The sequence below is a fragment of the Lysinibacillus parviboronicapiens genome (genome assembly GCF_003049575.1).
In the GTDB taxonomy this organism is placed as follows: domain Bacteria; phylum Bacillota; class Bacilli; order Bacillales_A; family Planococcaceae; genus Lysinibacillus; species Lysinibacillus parviboronicapiens.
This window is the reverse complement of record NZ_PYWI01000008.1, coordinates 121,392-137,148: the sequence shown is the minus strand read 5'-3', so window position 1 is coordinate 137,148 and position 15,757 is coordinate 121,392. Positions and strand designations below refer to the sequence as shown.

The following is a 15,757-nucleotide window of genomic DNA, read 5'->3' as shown; positions in this document are numbered from 1 at the left end:
ATTCGTTGAACCAATCGGGTACTTATGAGTGCTTGACCTTCATTTTCAAATGGGCGTCTTAACAACCGTTATTACGGGATAATTGAATGATATCTATGGCTAAGAGTTTCCTCGTGAAACTCTTATCTTTTTGGAGGGAAAATATTTATGGTGGACTACTGGCAAACAATGATTTTGCCGATGCTTGAAGGAGCAAAAATGACGGTACTACTGTTCATAATTGCAATTCTCGTATCGATTCCATTTGGCTTCTTACTAACATTAGCTGTAAAAAGTCGGATAAAACCACTATCGTGGCTTGCACATACGTATATTTACGTGATGCGTGGGACGCCACTCTTGCTACAGCTTTTATTAATATGTTTTGGTTTACCGATGATACCCGTAATTGGCGAGTATTTAGTGCTAGATCGCTTTGTTGCCGCTTGTTTGGGCTTTATTTTAAATTACGCCGCGTACTTTGCGGAAATTTTCAGAGGTGGCTTACTGGCGATTGATAAAGGGCAATACGAAGCCGCACAAGTACTAGGCTTGACGAAATGGCAAACAACAACACGTATTATTTTGCCACAAATGTTTCGTGTAGCTTTACCGGCCTTATCAAATGAATCAGTAACATTAATCAAGGACACAGCACTGCTATATGCTGTAGCAGTACCAGAGCTACTTCACTTTGCACAAACAGCAGTAAATCGTGACTTTACGATTGTACCGTACTTCATTGCTGGCGCTATTTACTTAGTCATGACGTTAATGTTAACGGTAGTATTTAAATGGCTTGAAAAACGTTTTAAATTTGAATAGAGGTGACACGTATGGCACTGATTGAAATATCGAGTTTGAAGAAATCATTTGGTGAATTGCAAGTACTAAAACAAATTACATTTGACATTGAGAAAAAAGATGTCGTCGCTGTCATCGGACCATCAGGTTCTGGTAAGAGCACAATGCTACGAAGCCTCGTTCATCTAGAAGAGATTAATGGTGGTAGTATTCGTGTCGATGGGGATTACTTAGTGCAAGAAGGAAATTATGCGAAGCCGCAAGACATAAAAAAAATTACGGCCAAAATGGGCATGGTGTTTCAACACTTTAACTTATTTCCCCATTTAACAGTGCAGCAAAACCTTGAGATTGCACCGGGTTTACTGAAAACGGAAGCGCCGGATGCCATCGCACGTCGCAGTGAGGATTTACTACAAAAAATTGGACTAGCCGATAAAGCGAAAGCATACCCTGCTAATCTTTCTGGTGGACAAAAGCAACGGGTAGCCATTGCACGCGCACTAATGATGAATCCTCAGATTTTATTATTCGATGAACCAACTTCAGCACTAGATCCCGAGCTGACAGGTGAAGTGTTAAAAGTCATGAAGGATTTAGCCGAGGAGCATATGACGATGATTGTCGTAACACATGAAATGGGCTTTGCACGCGAAGTCGCAAACAAGGTGGTATTTATGGATGGTGGCGACATTATTGAAGCAAATCATCCTGAAGAATTTTTTACGAATCCACAAAACGAACGTACAAAGGCATTTTTGCAGAAGAACTTAAAATAATAAGATGGGCTGTTTAACAAAGCTTTGAATCCATTACACCCTCTTATTATATGGTAAACATCCGCGGTGCCTTTTATGCGAGTAAGGCAGGGGCAACAATGGCACGAGGATGGTGGTCACGAAGGCGTTTTCTGGTTGATACTTCGCTGTCACCACATACAACATTTGCTATGTCGCCTTTGCTCCCCCTCCTATGACTGACAGAAATCTTCGTGGATTTTTACCTTTCTAGCTATAAACACTTATAACATTTATCTAATTTAAAGTCACTCATCTGATGAAAAAATCATGAGTGGCTTTTTTATTTGCTTTCGTCAATGCTTTTCATCGGGCACAGTGTATAGCCACTCTAAAGATATAAAAATAATGGCATTATTATTATTTCACTAAAATAGAAATGTATCCTTAATGTTATTTTGTTGACATGTAACTGTAATATTCCAATGTTAATATCATTAATATACCAAGTTTTAAGCTTCAAAGCTTTAGGAGGATACATATTTTGACAAAGAATAAAAAGATGAAATGGGGCATGAAGTTAGCTGCCTTGGCATTAAGCTCGTCTGTGCTTTTTTCTACGTTTGACACAGCCTCAGCCGCAACATATACAGTAAAGTCTGGTGATTCTTTATGGAAGATTGCCAGTCAACACGGCGTATCTTATCAAACATTGATGAACTGGAATCATTTATCATCTACAAACATTTTTGTGGGACAAAAACTTAACCTGAATACTACGCTAACTGCTGTACCTAAACCAACGACTAACCTCGTACAAATCGCTAAGCAACAACTAGGTGTAAAATACTCGTTTGGTGGTGCAAAACCGAGCACAGGCTTTGATTGCTCAGGCTATATCACTTTTGTTTATAATAATGCTGGTATTTCAACACCTCGTAAAACGGCTGCAGGTTTTTATAATTCAGCCAAAAAAGTGACTACACCGCAAGTTGGGGACTTAGTATTTTTCGCTAATACATATAAGCCAGGTATTTCACATGCAGGCATTTATATTGGCAATAATCAAATGATAAATGCTAGCAATAGTGGTGTAACCATCGCTAACATCAATAGCTCCTATTGGAAGCAGTATTTTGTAGGGTATGGTCGTTTATCGTAAACTATCAGACTGAAGACAAACTCGAAAGAAATCGAGTGTCTTCAGTCTTTTTTTACAATAAATCTACCATCGGTAATTTCTACGACTGTATGTTTGAACGCTGTAATTCTCATTCTTTGCAACTTGCTACAAGGCGTTACATGGTGATAATGTGTGCGACAAAGTCGTGCATGCGCTTTATATTTTGAAATGATTAATCTGCGTATCAAGTGCTATTGCTTTTGCGATAATGCATCCGAAGCCGAGGAAATTTCTTGCACAAAAGCTAACTGTTCTTCAATAGCACTCGTAACATTTTCCACAGATGTAGCCGATGTTTCAGCAAACTCATTAATGAGATGAACTGAATGAGCTAACTGCTCAGATCCTGAAGCCAGTTGTTGAACGGCCGAAGTGACCCCGCGAATCTTATCCGTCACGCTGTTAACAGACTGTTGGATTTGCTCGAAGGACATACCGGCAATGCTAACGGATTCAATCCCATTCAATACTTCATCAGTGACCGATTTCATAGAAAGTACAGCGTTATTCGTTTCTGTTTGAATAGAAGAAATAATTTGAGCTATTTTGCTAGCAGATAGAGAGGACTCTTCGGCCAACTTGCGCACTTCTGCTGCAACTACCGCGAAGCCTCTGCCGCTTTCTCCTCCTCTTGCTGCTTCAATGGCTGCATTCAAGGCGAGGAGATTAGTTTGTCCAGCAACTTTGGTGATAGTGCCAACAATTTCACCGATTTCTTCTGAGCGTTGTCCTAAATTGTCTATTACTTGTCCTAACTGATTGATGGAAACATGAATCGAGTTCATTTGCTGCTCTGCTTTCATAATGATTTCGTTTCCTTGTAGCGGTTTTTCGGAAGCGTCAATCGCTATGTTGGATACATCCTGTGCACTGGAAGCAATGGCATGGATATTATCACCCATATATTGCAGTGTATGTGTAACTTGTTCCACAGCTTGTGCCTGATTGTCTATTTCATGAATTGTTTGGGCGATGATTTCACTTGCCATAGTGGTTTGCCCGGCGCTTGCCGCTAGCTCTTTCGAGTAAGCCGCCCCATCCTGCGATGTTTGCATAATCTCGTTGAGAAGTTGCCTTTGTCCTTCCATCATGTTATTAAAGGCATTTGTTAACTGTCCGATTGCATCTTTTGACACGTAATTGACTTTACCAGTGAAATCGTCCTTCTCGGCTTCTTTCATCTTGTCATTTAAAGTTTTGAGTGGTTTTACAATAATGCGTGTAATGTACCAACCTACCACTATACATAGCACGATCATAATACTTGAGAAGATAAGAGAGAGCAGAGTAACTCGCTTCGCCTCAGCGCCACTTTCCTGACTTCGCTGAGCAGCTTCTTCCTGTATGGCTTTCTCTAATGGATCCGTAATTGCTAAAAGGGCATTAATCGCTTCTATCCCCTTTGTCTTATACTGCTGGTATGCCTCAACATTTTTATTTGCATTTCCAAGAGCTAACAAATTGTTGTGGACATTTAAGTAACTTAGGTAAACCTGAGACAGCTCGGCTAGTGCTTCCTTCTTATCTGAAGACAGATTAGCCTTCTGCAGTTCTTCCAGAATTTGAAGGTTAGCGGCGACTAATTCTTTTTTTTGAGCCAGTAGTTGCTCCCCTTCTTCTTTCGTTGTTTGCTGCATTATTTGAAACAAAATCTTCTCCATTGTGCGGTTGTTTGCCCTGAATTTACCAAAACTTACGGAAGGCAATAAACTATCCTCGTACATTTCCTTCGTATTTCCTGCCAACCGCGACATCTCAATGTACCCGTTACCTACTAAGAAAACCATCGTTACAACAAAAGTAGCAATTAAGACAAATAGTTTTTTAAACATCGTTGCATTACGCATATGTCCATCCCCTTCAAACGGTAAATTTTTAGATTTCGCAACAAATTCACAGATAAAATCACAGGAAACAGCCGTGAAACGATGTTCCAAAGAGGCGATTAGTATAGGGAATGGCTACATAGAATGCTGTACTGCATATGTATATAGAAGCATTCTTTTACTAAAACCTAAATTTTTACCATAATATTCATAATTTTTTATATCATTGATAGCATCAGCGTAACATAATACATTTTCAAATATACATCAATTAAAATGCCTATTATATTAATAGACAGCCAAAAAACTCGCATTCAATAGATATTTTTACCTATTATTATAAACAAATGTTTATTTTCAGGAAAATATTGCGAAATAATTTGCTTATTGTCTTGTTCTTTTACTTGCGAAAGGGAACTGCTGTAGAATTGTGAAATCAATGTGTTAGGTTTCGAGTTTATACACTTATGAACGCATAAAAAAACTCAACGGAAAAAGTCCCGTTGAGAACGAAAAGCTATTGTACTAAGCGATTTATAGGCATTGGTCATCGGGATACAAGAGCCCCGTTGTCCTATATATGAGCTACATTTTTTGCTTTTATTTTGGCTAACCGCAGTAAATAAATGATAAAGACAACGACTAGTAAACCTGCAGCTGTCAAATAAACGGAAGCATATCCTGCTTGCACGGCCACCATCCCTAGAATATAAGAACCTAGTGCAATGCCGAGGTCAAACATCGTAAAGTAGGTTGCAGTTGCATAACCACTACGCGTATGTGCTGTTGATTGTACTGCTAAAGCCTGTAAGCTCGTGGTCACAGCCCCATAACCGAAACCAACAAAAATAGCTGCACACAAAAATAATGCTGGTCCTGAAACAAATGCCAGCATAATCAGACCGATTGCAAACGATATTATGCCCGGTATAATCACAAACTGCGGCCCTTTTGTATCATAGAGCTTTCCTGTATACGGACGTGTAATCAGCATCGCTGCCGCAAACACTGCATAAAATAGACTGGCCACGGCCATTAAATCCTTTTGCTGCGCGTAGACCGATAAAAACGATAATACACTGGCATATGAAAAAGCCACTAAGCTTGCAATGGCAGCTACTGGCAATGCTTTACGTTCAAATAAATCATTCATCTTAAATGTCAACTTGCCTTGATGTGCAGGCTGCGGTAAATCATCCGTATTCACCGTTACGGCTAATAGGCCACCTGCTAAAACACAAATACTCATGACAATAAATAACACATTAAAACTACTATATTGAATGAGTAGTAGGCCAATGAATGGTCCAATAACGACCGCTAAGTTCGTAGACATTGTAAAATACCCTAGCCCTGTACCCTTGCGACTCACTGGTACAATATCCGCCGCTAAAGAACCTGCTGCGGTTGTGATAATGCTAAAAAATATCCCCTGCACAAATCGTAAACCGAGTAACAGTCCAAATGGATGAATAAATAAATATAAAACCGTACATAGAAAATAGCCGATAATCGAAATAACTAATAGTTTTTTCTTGCCAAAGACATCCAATAATTTTCCCGAAAAAGGACGGACAATAATAGCGGATAACAAGAAACCTGATAATAAAAGTCCCGCTTCCTTATCGGTTTGATGAAGCTCGCCGATTGTATAAAGTGGTAATGTCGTGACTAAACCATAAAAAACAAAAAATACAGTTATATTCGTTATAAATAAACTAATAAACCGCTTTGTCCATATTTGTGTACTTCCTTCTTGCTGCATGTCTATCAACCTTTCATTTTTTGCAATAGGGTCAGAAATTGCTGCTGTTCTTCCGCAGTCAGTGAACCGACCATTTCTGCCTCAAACGCCAAAATGGTTGCCGTAATTGCTGGTAAGCGTTGCTCAGCCATCGCTGATAATGTCACGATTTTTTCACGCTTATCGTCGCCATCGACGCGTTGCACCCAGCCTAAATCTTCAAGCCGAGAAATGGCTCTAGTGACGCTCGGTGCTTCGATATTCAAATACTTCCAAATTTGCGTTAACGACATAGCACCGTGCTTCTGCAAGCAATATAAAATAGTCCATTGCGAACTATACAGATTATGCTGTTTCAATACTTCATTTAAACTATTCGTTAAAAAGCGACTTTTTTGGAATAAAGCATGGAAGATTGGATTCATATTCTCACCGCCTAAATTATTTACCTAGCTAAATAAATACTATACGCTTGATTTTTTTCATTGTAAAGAAAGTTGCTTACCTATGGACCTATGACACTATCTAGTGGCGATTTCCTGTGTGTTAGCAGCGGTTTTCACGATTTTCCTGTGTGTTAGCAGCGATTTTCTCTATGTTACTGGCGATTTTCCACGCGCTATCAGTAATTTCGATTTTTCGAACACTAACTGATCGTCGTATTATCTTTTGGGGAAATCATCCTGTTCGGCAGGGAATCTTCCTATAGTGTCGAATAAAGTTACTAGATTGACAAAGAAAAGGAGTTGGAAAGATGGGGAAAAACGTTTTAATTATTGCAGGTGACGCGGTTGAGGCGTTGGAAATTTTTTATCCATATTATCGTTGCTTAGAGGCTGGCTATAACGTGACGATTGCTGCACCTTCTGTGAAGAAATTACAAACGGTACTACATGATTTTGTGGAAGGCGTCGATACATACATCGAACGTCCTGCGTATGGCTTAGAGGCCCATTCTGCCTTTGCAGATATTGATCCATCGACATTTGATGGCTTAATCATTCCGGGTGGCCGCGCACCAGAATACATTCGTTTAAACGAGCATGTCCCAGCGATTGTCAGCCATTTCTTTGAAGCCAATAAACCCATTGCCGCAGTTTGTCACGCAGCGCAAATTTTCGCGACTATGCCTGAGGTCCTCAAAGGGCGAGAGCTAACAGCCTATATTGCCTGCAAGCCCGAAGTTCAAGTAGCCGGTGCCACTTATATTGAGGCCAATTTGCATACAGATGGCAATCTCGTAAGCGGTCATGCATGGCCTGATTTACCTGGTGTCATGCGGGAATTCATTGAAAAATTACAAGCTTAATGCAGAAGAGGATGCCTAATACCCTATAGGCACCCTCTTTTTTATCTAGCCATTTCTTGAAACTCAATATTGACCACTTTTTCCGTTACGGTCGTATACTTGATTTTTACATAAACGCCGAATTCCTTGTTACCTTCTTTTAGCCACAACTTAAATTTTTCAATCGTTGCATCTGCAGAAGTTTCCTTTCCTTCATGCAGATAGTCAATAATTTTCGCTTGGGGATATTTGGCTTGTGTCTCTTTCATGGCGAGCCTTCCCCATTTTGCATAACTTGGGGCTTGTTGTTGTGCATGAACAATCGTTGACATATGAAGAGGAGCAGCATTAACCATCAAAAAAATACCAAGTGCCATAAATAATTTTCGCATCATCGAACGCCTCCTTTTACTATCGATTGCGCTAATTACTGAATAGCATGTATTCGTTGGAACGTGAAAAAATGGCATCGGCACTGCATAGCCTCAAAAAGTCATGCCAACAAACCTTTATCAATTTGGTATAAATGTGCGGAATCAGTAAAAAATAAATACGCCAAAACTATTCGTAATCGTTTTATTTATTACTTTGTTTTGGTTGTTGCACGTTATTATGAATCACTGCATTAAACTCAGCTGAATATTCTTCACGATCATTGTTGTTCTTCTTTTTATGTTCTTGCTTTTTCTTTTTAAAACTTGTTTTACCTTTCTTCGCCATTACCGTTCCACCTCCAGCTAAGATTAGTTATTTTCTTTTATTGGATTGTTGATTTTTATCATGGTTCGTTTTATTATTTTTGTTTTTTGCCTTGGCATCAAATTCGGCAGAGAATTCTTCGTTTAGGTTGTCATTTGGGTTATTGTTATTACTATTACTGTCATCAAGGTCTTTGCTTTTATAGGTATCAAAAGGATTGTGCGTTCTGGCATTCATGGTCTTTTTGTTGTTTTTATTATTTCTATTGCCCATAGCTCCTCACCTCCTACTTGTAATGTGCTCAGGAAAGCAAGATTTATGCTTTGGGGAAAACTTCAATGACAGAAGACACCTGTACATTTTGTAGAAGTTTTCTACTCCTAACTTCGGCATAAAATTTTTTCGCATGACCCAAACAGTATTTAAACGGGACTGTTTGCATGCAATCAATGTCACCCCTTTGTTCGCTCCATTTGTTAGTGACATGACTACGCAAAAAAAAAACGCCCCAAGCCCTTTAAATAAAAGCATCGAAGCGTTTTTTTCTATAGCTTTTAGAGCTTCTCTTTAAACTGCTACACTTTGCTTGCGTCATTTTGAAGTAGCCTAAATGCTCTTTCAGTGTCGTATTCCCTGAGATGGCATTTGATATTTTACATGCTGTTCATATCTCTTTCATCATAGTGAAGGTATTATGTATATTCACAGAAAAAATGTACATCACCAATCATTATTTATTAGTAATGTACATTTTTTGTCCTTTAGACAATCGTATATTCAGTTATGTTTAGTAATGCACCGACGGCACCTGAGAAGCCGTGGTCATTAATAAAGATCGGTGTATGTTTTTTTGTACGTGTGTAATTGGCGATAACATTCGCAAGATGTTCGTTATTGCTAAGGGTTGAACCGATATAGACAATATGTTGGGCATTTTTTTCCTCAGCATATTGAATACTAAGTGTTGTAATTACTTCTCCAACAAGGCCTTGAACAGTAGCAATAATATCTTCTGCTGGGTGTTTGACGTACTCTGTAATCCCCACTTTCCCAAAATTACTGGCAGTCAGATGCCCATCGATTGGTGTATCCATGCCTTGATAAATATCTTTTACGAGTAAGTCTATACCCTCTCGATTTCCTTTATCAGCCTTTTCTCTGATTTCATTATAATCGGTGATTCCTGTTGTAAGCGCTGACAAACCAATCAATGTACCACCGCCGACGCCCGTCCCACCTACACGAATATGCGTGTTTCCTTCCATATAATGAATCGAAGTTCCCGTACCAATATTGGTAATCATACTACGTTCAAAGAAATATCCTCCTTTATTTAACAAAAAGCGGACACCTTTCAAGGTAGCTTCAAACTCTACTATATAATGAATCGATTTCATTGTTTTAATGACATCAAGTAATTGTTCCGTACGTCCCCCTGTAACACCAATATCCTCAATATCTGGTTGATTAATAATCCAATCCTTTACAGCCTGCAAATCATTAGACGGAAAAGTTAATAGAATAAGTTCATTTTGCTCGTCTAAATAAGCAACTTTCGTCAATGTGCCGCCTGCATCAATACCTATAGCCTTTGGCATACCATTCTCCTTTAACTTTATTCAGTAGAAATCTCCTATCTCTATAGATGATGAGATGAATACTAGTTTAGCTTTTATTCAATGGATACTTAAGCGTCCTGAATATAGTTCATGCCTTCAGCAAATGTCACGGATTTTGAAACGAGTAATTGTGTTTGCACAAATCAAAACCTCAACGCCATGTTTATCTGCTCGTTAGGTAACAGCAAAGCATGAGCGACAATTATGCCGAGACGTAATTGAATATTCGCCCCTCCTAAACTTTACCCCTGTTGAAATGATTGTGCAATAACTTAGCAAACTTTCATGAAAAAAACACGAAAAATATCAAAATTCTTTTATAATTCATACGATTTAGGTGATGCATTTTAGTAGCTTTCGCCTAATTTACGGTTGCTAACACTTCAAGCAAATAAAGTTATACTTTATCATTATTCTAGCAAACAATGCAAAAAAGTGAAAATGCACTGACTTCAATGCATTTCCACTTTTTAAATGATCTATGTTGTGCTACTTAACGTGCTGAGTATCCACCATCAATCACTAGCTCTCCACCTGTAATGTATGAAGCTTCATCAGATGCTAAGAATAGAATGGCTTTTGCAACTTCATCGGGTTGTCCAAGACGACCCATTGGTGTTGCCCGAATCAACATATCCATCGCTTCTTTGAATTGACCAATGTTTGCAGTCATTGGTGTTTCGATAACACCAGGGAAAACTGTGTTTACACGGATATTGAATTGACCGTATTCTGCGGCAGCCGCACGTGCAATTGCACGTAAAGAACCTTTTGACGCTGAATATTCGTTGAAGCCAGAACCGATAATTGCTGTATACGATGACGTATTTACAATGGATCCTTTATCAGCTTCTTTCATATATTTAGATACGTGTTTAATCCCTAAGAATGGACCAAATGAGTTGATTTTATGCATCAATGCCCAATCTTGATCTGTAATGTCTTCTGGCATTTTTTTGCCGGCAATACCCGCATTGTTAATTAAAATATCAATACGACCATATTTATCAACGACCGCTTTTGTCACTTGTGCCCAGTTTTCATCGGAAGAAACGTCTAGTTTCATGCCTTCTACGTTTTCTAATTCAGAAATTTTTGCTAGGTTTTCTGCGTTAATATCAGCGGCAATCACTGTTGCGCCCTCTTTTGAAAACAACTCTGCCATTGCGGCACCCATACCTGATGCGCCCCCTGTAATAATAGCTATTTTATTGTCTAATCGTCCCATTTTCATAACTTCCTCTCATTGATATTCGCATGGCATCGCTATGGTGACTTGACACTCGATAACAACCGCCAATTGCTTTAAGCTTCACATTTTTGTTTATCAATATAATGTATACACTTAAATAGTTTACAATTAAACTTTATCACTTTTTTTGAGTGTTTACAAAGAATATGATCGTAAATTGAACAATCTGTTTTATCTTTCCACACTTTTGCGATACGATATACTATAGAAGTGGTACCAATTGAACGGAGGAATACAAGTGAAAGATCAAAAAACACTCTATAAAGAAGCGATGCACGTGTTAAAAGAAACGAGTCGCACATTTTATATACCGATTACATTTTTAAAAAATGATTTAAAAATGTCCGTTGCGGCGGCTTATTTGGCGATGCGTGCGATTGATGAAATCGAAGACCATGAAATGCTGTCCAACGATATAAAATTCGATTTACTTACAGCTACGAGTGAATTATTAAATACAGACTTCGATGCGGAAGCATATGCTGCATTATTAGCTCCTTATGCTGAGCAATTGCCTGAAGTATCACTACGTTTAGCTGATTGGCTGATTTTTTGCCCAGAAGGCGCACGTAACATTGTCCAAGCGTCCACAAGTGAAATGGCCTTTGGGATGGCAAAATGGGCAAAAGCAAACTGGCAAGTGCATACACGTGAGGATTTGGATGATTATACATACTACGTGGCAGGGCTGGTTGGTACAATGCTATCAGAGCTTTGGGCGTGGGGTGCAGACATTCAAACAGATCGTGAGTTGGCAATTGGCTATGGGCGTGGGCTACAAGCCGTCAATATATTACGCAATCAACACGAGGATATGAACGAACGCGGCGTGAGTTTCGTGCCAGATGGATGGACCCGCGATGATTTATTTGCCTATGCGGAGGAAAACTTGGCGAAGGCTGACTTGTATATGAAGGATATTAATAAACGTACGGTCTTATTGTTCTGCCGCCTTCCCCTTGCATTAGCACATAAAACGTTGAAAGCAATGCAAGATGGCCGTGAAAAGATGACACGCGCCGAGGTGGAGCAAACAGTGGAAGAGATTCAGGTGCCTGGCACTCAAACAATTCACGACAATTCATAAACATGCAAAAACCCCTGGGCGCAGGGGTTTTTTACTTTTCACATGACAGTTATGAATTTACTAATGATTTCATAGCCAAAATAGAGTGAAAGTCCTGATAATAGTGCTAACACGACTTGCTCTACTTTGCCACCCGTTTTCGTTGTGAGTGGAAAACGCACCGGAATTTTGATGGGGAAAAATAATTTCACCCCTTGTTTTGTGCCCATATCGAGCAGGATATGACTGACCATTCCGACTAAGATTCCTGCGGTAATGGCGTCATAGGGAATAAAGGAATGCAGCATGGTCATGACTAGAAATAAGAAAAGCAAACTATGTGTGAAGGAACGATGACCAAATAGCTTATTGACGATTTTTGAAATAATGGGAAACGTGCGCCCGATTTTACTACCGCCATGGCATATATCCGGAAGTAATGCACCGACAATGCCCGCTCCTACTAAGACGAATGGATTATCATTGGAAATTTGTGCAAAGGCAAGGCTTGCAGTGATGCCCCCAACGATATGTGTATTCCCTTGCATAATTATTAACTTCCTCTCCTTATGTATGGATAAAATTCTACTTTCCTAATTTAACACACTTCACCTAAAAAGAGAACACACATTCCGAACATACACTCGTATTATTTTCTACATCAATATTTTTTCAAATCATGTCCCTCTTTTAGTGCACAAACGATATATATTAAGTGAAATGAAAAATGCCTCATCTGGCATTTCTCAGCTCACAAATAGACTAAAAGGAGATGTGACGAGTATGAACTTACTTATAAAAGAATCCCCTCTACAACTGTTGCCCTCACTCGCGGTAAAAATCGGACTAAATCAAGCCCTTGTTTTACAGCAAATGCATTATTGGTTGCGCTTATCTAAAAATTATAGAGACGGTCATAAATGGATGTATAAAACATTAGAGGACTGGCATAAGGAATTTCCATTTTGGTCAAAAAGTACACTTGAGCGGACAATTCGAAAACTGGAGGAACAACAGCTAATCGTTGTCGGCCATTATAATCGCATGAAAACAGATCGTACCAAATGGTATCGTGTCAATCAACAGGCGATTGATGACCTTTGTGCTGATTTCCCTACGCAAGATGAGGACATGCAAACCTGCGAAATGACGGCATCCACACATGAAACTTCAAAGCTTGCATCTCGGCAAAATGAGATCATGGTTGATTGCAATGTGACATCACCAATACCAATAGATTACACAGAAAATACAACAGAGAATTCCTCATTAGATGTACAGCGTAACGATGCATCTGCGCCAACAGCCGAACACTTTTATAGTCACAACGGCTTTGGTCGTTTACATCCTTATGTCACTGACAAAATAGCTTATTGGAAAAAAGAATTAACCGAGGAATTAGTGCTATTTGCCATGACAACAGCTATCGACAACAATGTCCCGAAATGGAGCTATGTTGAATCTGTGTTAAAGGATTGGCGGCAACAACAACTTACAACGGTGGCGGAAGCATTATTTTATAAGCAATCCTTTCACACCAAAAAACAAGCGTTACAGTACAAACAACACAGCGAAATCATGCCACATTGGTTTCATAAGCGTCACAACGGACATTTCCCTGTGAATCGTGTACTTCCTAGTGATTTTGAGGCAGAGCGTCAAAAAATACTAAACAAATTGACCAGTCAAAAGTCATAATCCACAACAATTCAGGAATTTATTGTATATCTAGTAGGAGAAAAGATAAAAATAAGTACTGGAGGTTATTATGAAATCTTTTAAAGGCATTTTATTTATCATCATTATCATGTGTAGCAGTGCTTTCCTTTGGTATTTTGCGAAGCCCATAGCACCCATTCATGTACTTAACAAACTCAGTCATATGATTGCAGGCTTGGCGATTACCGGATTCTTTCTTGTATTTTTATTATCTACAAGAATTAAAATCATTGAACGCTGGTTCCACGGCCTAGAGCATGTCTATGTTTACCATAAATATCTGGCTATTTTATCTTTGGTGTTCGCGATCTTACATGGACAATTACAAAAGATGGTACCAAACTGGGATAAAGTGCAAAAAACGCCACTCACTGAATTGGCTAAAAACTTTGGAGAAATCGCTCAATATGGCTTTATCGCCCTTATTTTAATCGCACTTTTTGCTAAATTCCTAAAATATGAGCATTGGCGCATCATCCATCGACTATTACTGATCCCTTACGCATTCGGCCTGTATCATGTCTATTTTTCAAGTCGCTATGATTTACTACAGCCAACGCCTTTAGGCATTTTTACTGCGAGCACTGCCACCATCGGATTTATGTCAGCCCTGTACATGCTGACAATGTATCAAGACATGCGCTTTAAGCACACCGGTAAAATTACAGGCATTCGAAAAATTGCTCCAAGCGCTGTTGAATTACAATTGACACTCGATAACAAACTACCTTACCGCCATGGTCAATTTATCTTTTTGAAAATTTTTCAAGAGGGGTTAGAAGAAGCACCACACCCCTTCTCCATAACGGCTGGAGATGGGCAAAAAATAGTCGTCACCATTAAGGCTCTCGGCGATTTCACAAAAAAAGTGAATACTATGATTCAATTAAATACACCCATAGCGATTGAAGGTCCCTATGGATATTTAAACTTTGAAGCTGGCCAACAACAACAACTATGGATTGCTGGTGGCGTAGGCATTACGCCCTTTTTATCGTATCTAACATCGGCACCCTCGACTCAAAATATTGAATTATTTTACAGTTATCGCGGTCAGGACGACGCCATCCACACAGAGTTTTTACAAGACTATGCAAAAAACAATGAACACTTCAAAGTGAATTTGATTGATACGACGCAAATGGACAGGCCCTGTTTTGCTGATTACAGTGTGCCCGCCCATACTAGCATCTTCATGTGTGGCCCTGAAAAAATGGTAAAACGCTACGCAAAGCAATTCAAATCCCACAATCGTGATGTCGACCTCAACTATGAAGCCTTTAAATTTAGATAATGGAAAGTGTGACCTTTTTGCATGCATTAATCATGACCATCATTTTTTATGGCGTTGTTCAACTTGTAAAAAAGACCTCACAAAAGTATAATAAATATAAGAATTGAATAAATTAAAAAGACTGATTGATGGTGGTACATCAATCAGCCAAATATAATAGCAGGTTCCCTCAAAGGGACTGGCTACTTATAGGTTAGCTAACCCATCTGAGCCGTTAACTCAAGGATGGGTTATTTTTTATGGTTAAATGAAAGAATTGACACAATCAATGCAGCGAACGTAAGCGCAAACATCAATGCTTCAAATACTGTCAATGGCACCACCCCCTTTCAACATGGGAGTGAGCCAACCACCCTTGAGTCACCTAACTATTATCTTTCAATTATAACACACATACGTTCTATTTTAACTACAAAACGAAACTCCAATCAGTGAAAGTTTTCTTCATCTCTCACTGATTAGTAAATAAACCAAGACAGTTGATTGCCCGCCTCGTTGACTGGCTGCCATGTTATACTAAAGCCTCAATTTTTTCATAAAAGAAATG

16 protein-coding genes are annotated in these 15,757 nt (G+C 39.1%); 7 read left to right on the top strand and 9 right to left on the bottom strand.

The genetic code is table 11. The features are described from left to right. Window positions 1-147 precede the first annotated feature (147 nt). The 3 genes from C9J35_RS09425 (at window position 148) to C9J35_RS09415 (ending at window position 2,682) form a co-directional block, all read left to right on the top strand. Window positions 148-804 (top strand): amino acid ABC transporter permease, encoded by a 657-nt coding sequence (locus tag C9J35_RS09425; RefSeq protein WP_107924306.1) that lies wholly within the window; start codon window positions 148-150, stop codon window positions 802-804. A gap of 11 nt (window positions 805-815) precedes the next feature. Then, entirely contained in the window at window positions 816-1,562 is a 747-nt protein-coding gene (locus C9J35_RS09420) for an amino acid ABC transporter ATP-binding protein (protein ID WP_107924305.1), read from the top strand. A 502-nt stretch (window positions 1,563-2,064) separates the two neighbouring features. After that, a complete protein-coding gene (locus tag C9J35_RS09415; protein WP_107924304.1) occupies window positions 2,065-2,682 on the top strand; it encodes a C40 family peptidase in 618 nt (205 codons plus the stop codon). 212 nt (window positions 2,683-2,894) lie between these two features. Here C9J35_RS09415 and C9J35_RS09410 read toward each other — a convergent pair whose 3' ends face one another. From C9J35_RS09410 to C9J35_RS09400, 3 genes are all read right to left on the bottom strand, one after another. Next, on the bottom strand, window positions 2,895-4,550 hold the full coding sequence (locus C9J35_RS09410) for a methyl-accepting chemotaxis protein (protein ID WP_107924303.1): 1,656 nt from the start codon (window positions 4,548-4,550) through the stop codon (window positions 2,895-2,897). A 553-nt stretch (window positions 4,551-5,103) separates the two neighbouring features. Continuing rightward, window positions 5,104-6,294 carry an MFS transporter gene (locus tag C9J35_RS09405; protein ID WP_107924302.1) on the bottom strand — a complete coding sequence of 397 codons (1,191 nt, stop codon included), beginning with the start codon at window positions 6,292-6,294 and terminating at the stop codon, window positions 5,104-5,106. 5 nt (window positions 6,295-6,299) lie between these two features. Continuing rightward, window positions 6,300-6,698: a MarR family winged helix-turn-helix transcriptional regulator gene (locus C9J35_RS09400; RefSeq protein WP_107924301.1), complete on the bottom strand. Its 399-nt coding sequence runs from the start codon at window positions 6,696-6,698 to the stop codon at window positions 6,300-6,302. A gap of 329 nt (window positions 6,699-7,027) precedes the next feature. Between C9J35_RS09400 and C9J35_RS09395 the strand changes: the two genes are divergently transcribed. Then, window positions 7,028-7,582 carry a DJ-1/PfpI family protein gene (locus tag C9J35_RS09395; protein WP_107924300.1) on the top strand — a complete coding sequence of 185 codons (555 nt, stop codon included), beginning with the start codon at window positions 7,028-7,030 and terminating at the stop codon, window positions 7,580-7,582. A gap of 41 nt (window positions 7,583-7,623) precedes the next feature. Here the strand turns inward: C9J35_RS09395 and C9J35_RS09390 are convergent, their stop codons facing one another. The 5 genes from C9J35_RS09390 to C9J35_RS09375 form a co-directional block, all read right to left on the bottom strand. Beyond that, window positions 7,624-7,956 carry a YqzG/YhdC family protein gene (locus C9J35_RS09390; protein ID WP_327323228.1) on the bottom strand — a complete coding sequence of 111 codons (333 nt, stop codon included), beginning with the start codon at window positions 7,954-7,956 and terminating at the stop codon, window positions 7,624-7,626. Window positions 7,957-8,137: 181 nt separating this feature from the next. After that, on the bottom strand, window positions 8,138-8,281 hold the full coding sequence (locus tag C9J35_RS23550) for a hypothetical protein (protein ID WP_167395940.1): 144 nt from the start codon (window positions 8,279-8,281) through the stop codon (window positions 8,138-8,140). 27 nt (window positions 8,282-8,308) lie between these two features. Then, a complete protein-coding gene (locus C9J35_RS09385; RefSeq protein ID WP_107924299.1) occupies window positions 8,309-8,533 on the bottom strand; it encodes a hypothetical protein in 225 nt (74 codons plus the stop codon). Window positions 8,534-9,021: 488 nt separating this feature from the next. Next, entirely contained in the window at window positions 9,022-9,858 is an 837-nt protein-coding gene (gene coaW, locus C9J35_RS09380; protein WP_107924298.1) for a type II pantothenate kinase, read from the bottom strand. A gap of 514 nt (window positions 9,859-10,372) precedes the next feature. Then, window positions 10,373-11,107, bottom strand: a complete 735-nt coding sequence (locus tag C9J35_RS09375) for an SDR family NAD(P)-dependent oxidoreductase (RefSeq protein WP_107924297.1) — start codon at window positions 11,105-11,107, stop codon at window positions 10,373-10,375. 262 nt (window positions 11,108-11,369) lie between these two features. Here C9J35_RS09375 and C9J35_RS09370 point away from each other — a divergent pair, with 262 nt between their 5' ends. Beyond that, window positions 11,370-12,218: a squalene/phytoene synthase family protein gene (locus tag C9J35_RS09370; RefSeq protein ID WP_107924296.1), complete on the top strand. Its 849-nt coding sequence runs from the start codon at window positions 11,370-11,372 to the stop codon at window positions 12,216-12,218. 38 nt (window positions 12,219-12,256) lie between these two features. Here C9J35_RS09370 and C9J35_RS09365 read toward each other — a convergent pair whose 3' ends face one another. After that, window positions 12,257-12,745, bottom strand: a complete 489-nt coding sequence (locus C9J35_RS09365) for a metal-dependent hydrolase (protein WP_054767567.1) — start codon at window positions 12,743-12,745, stop codon at window positions 12,257-12,259. Window positions 12,746-12,980: 235 nt separating this feature from the next. On the opposite strand from C9J35_RS09365, the gene C9J35_RS09360 reads away from it, so the two are divergent. Both C9J35_RS09360 and C9J35_RS09355 read left to right on the top strand, forming a co-directional pair. Beyond that, the gene (locus tag C9J35_RS09360) at window positions 12,981-13,895 is read left to right on the top strand and encodes a DnaD domain-containing protein (RefSeq protein ID WP_167395939.1); all 915 of its coding nucleotides are present in this window, start codon (window positions 12,981-12,983) and stop codon (window positions 13,893-13,895) included. Window positions 13,896-13,965: 70 nt separating this feature from the next. After that, complete coding sequence (locus tag C9J35_RS09355; RefSeq protein ID WP_107924294.1) at window positions 13,966-15,210, top strand: ferredoxin reductase family protein; 1,245 nt, start codon at window positions 13,966-13,968, stop codon at window positions 15,208-15,210. Window positions 15,211-15,757: the final 547 nt, after the last annotated feature.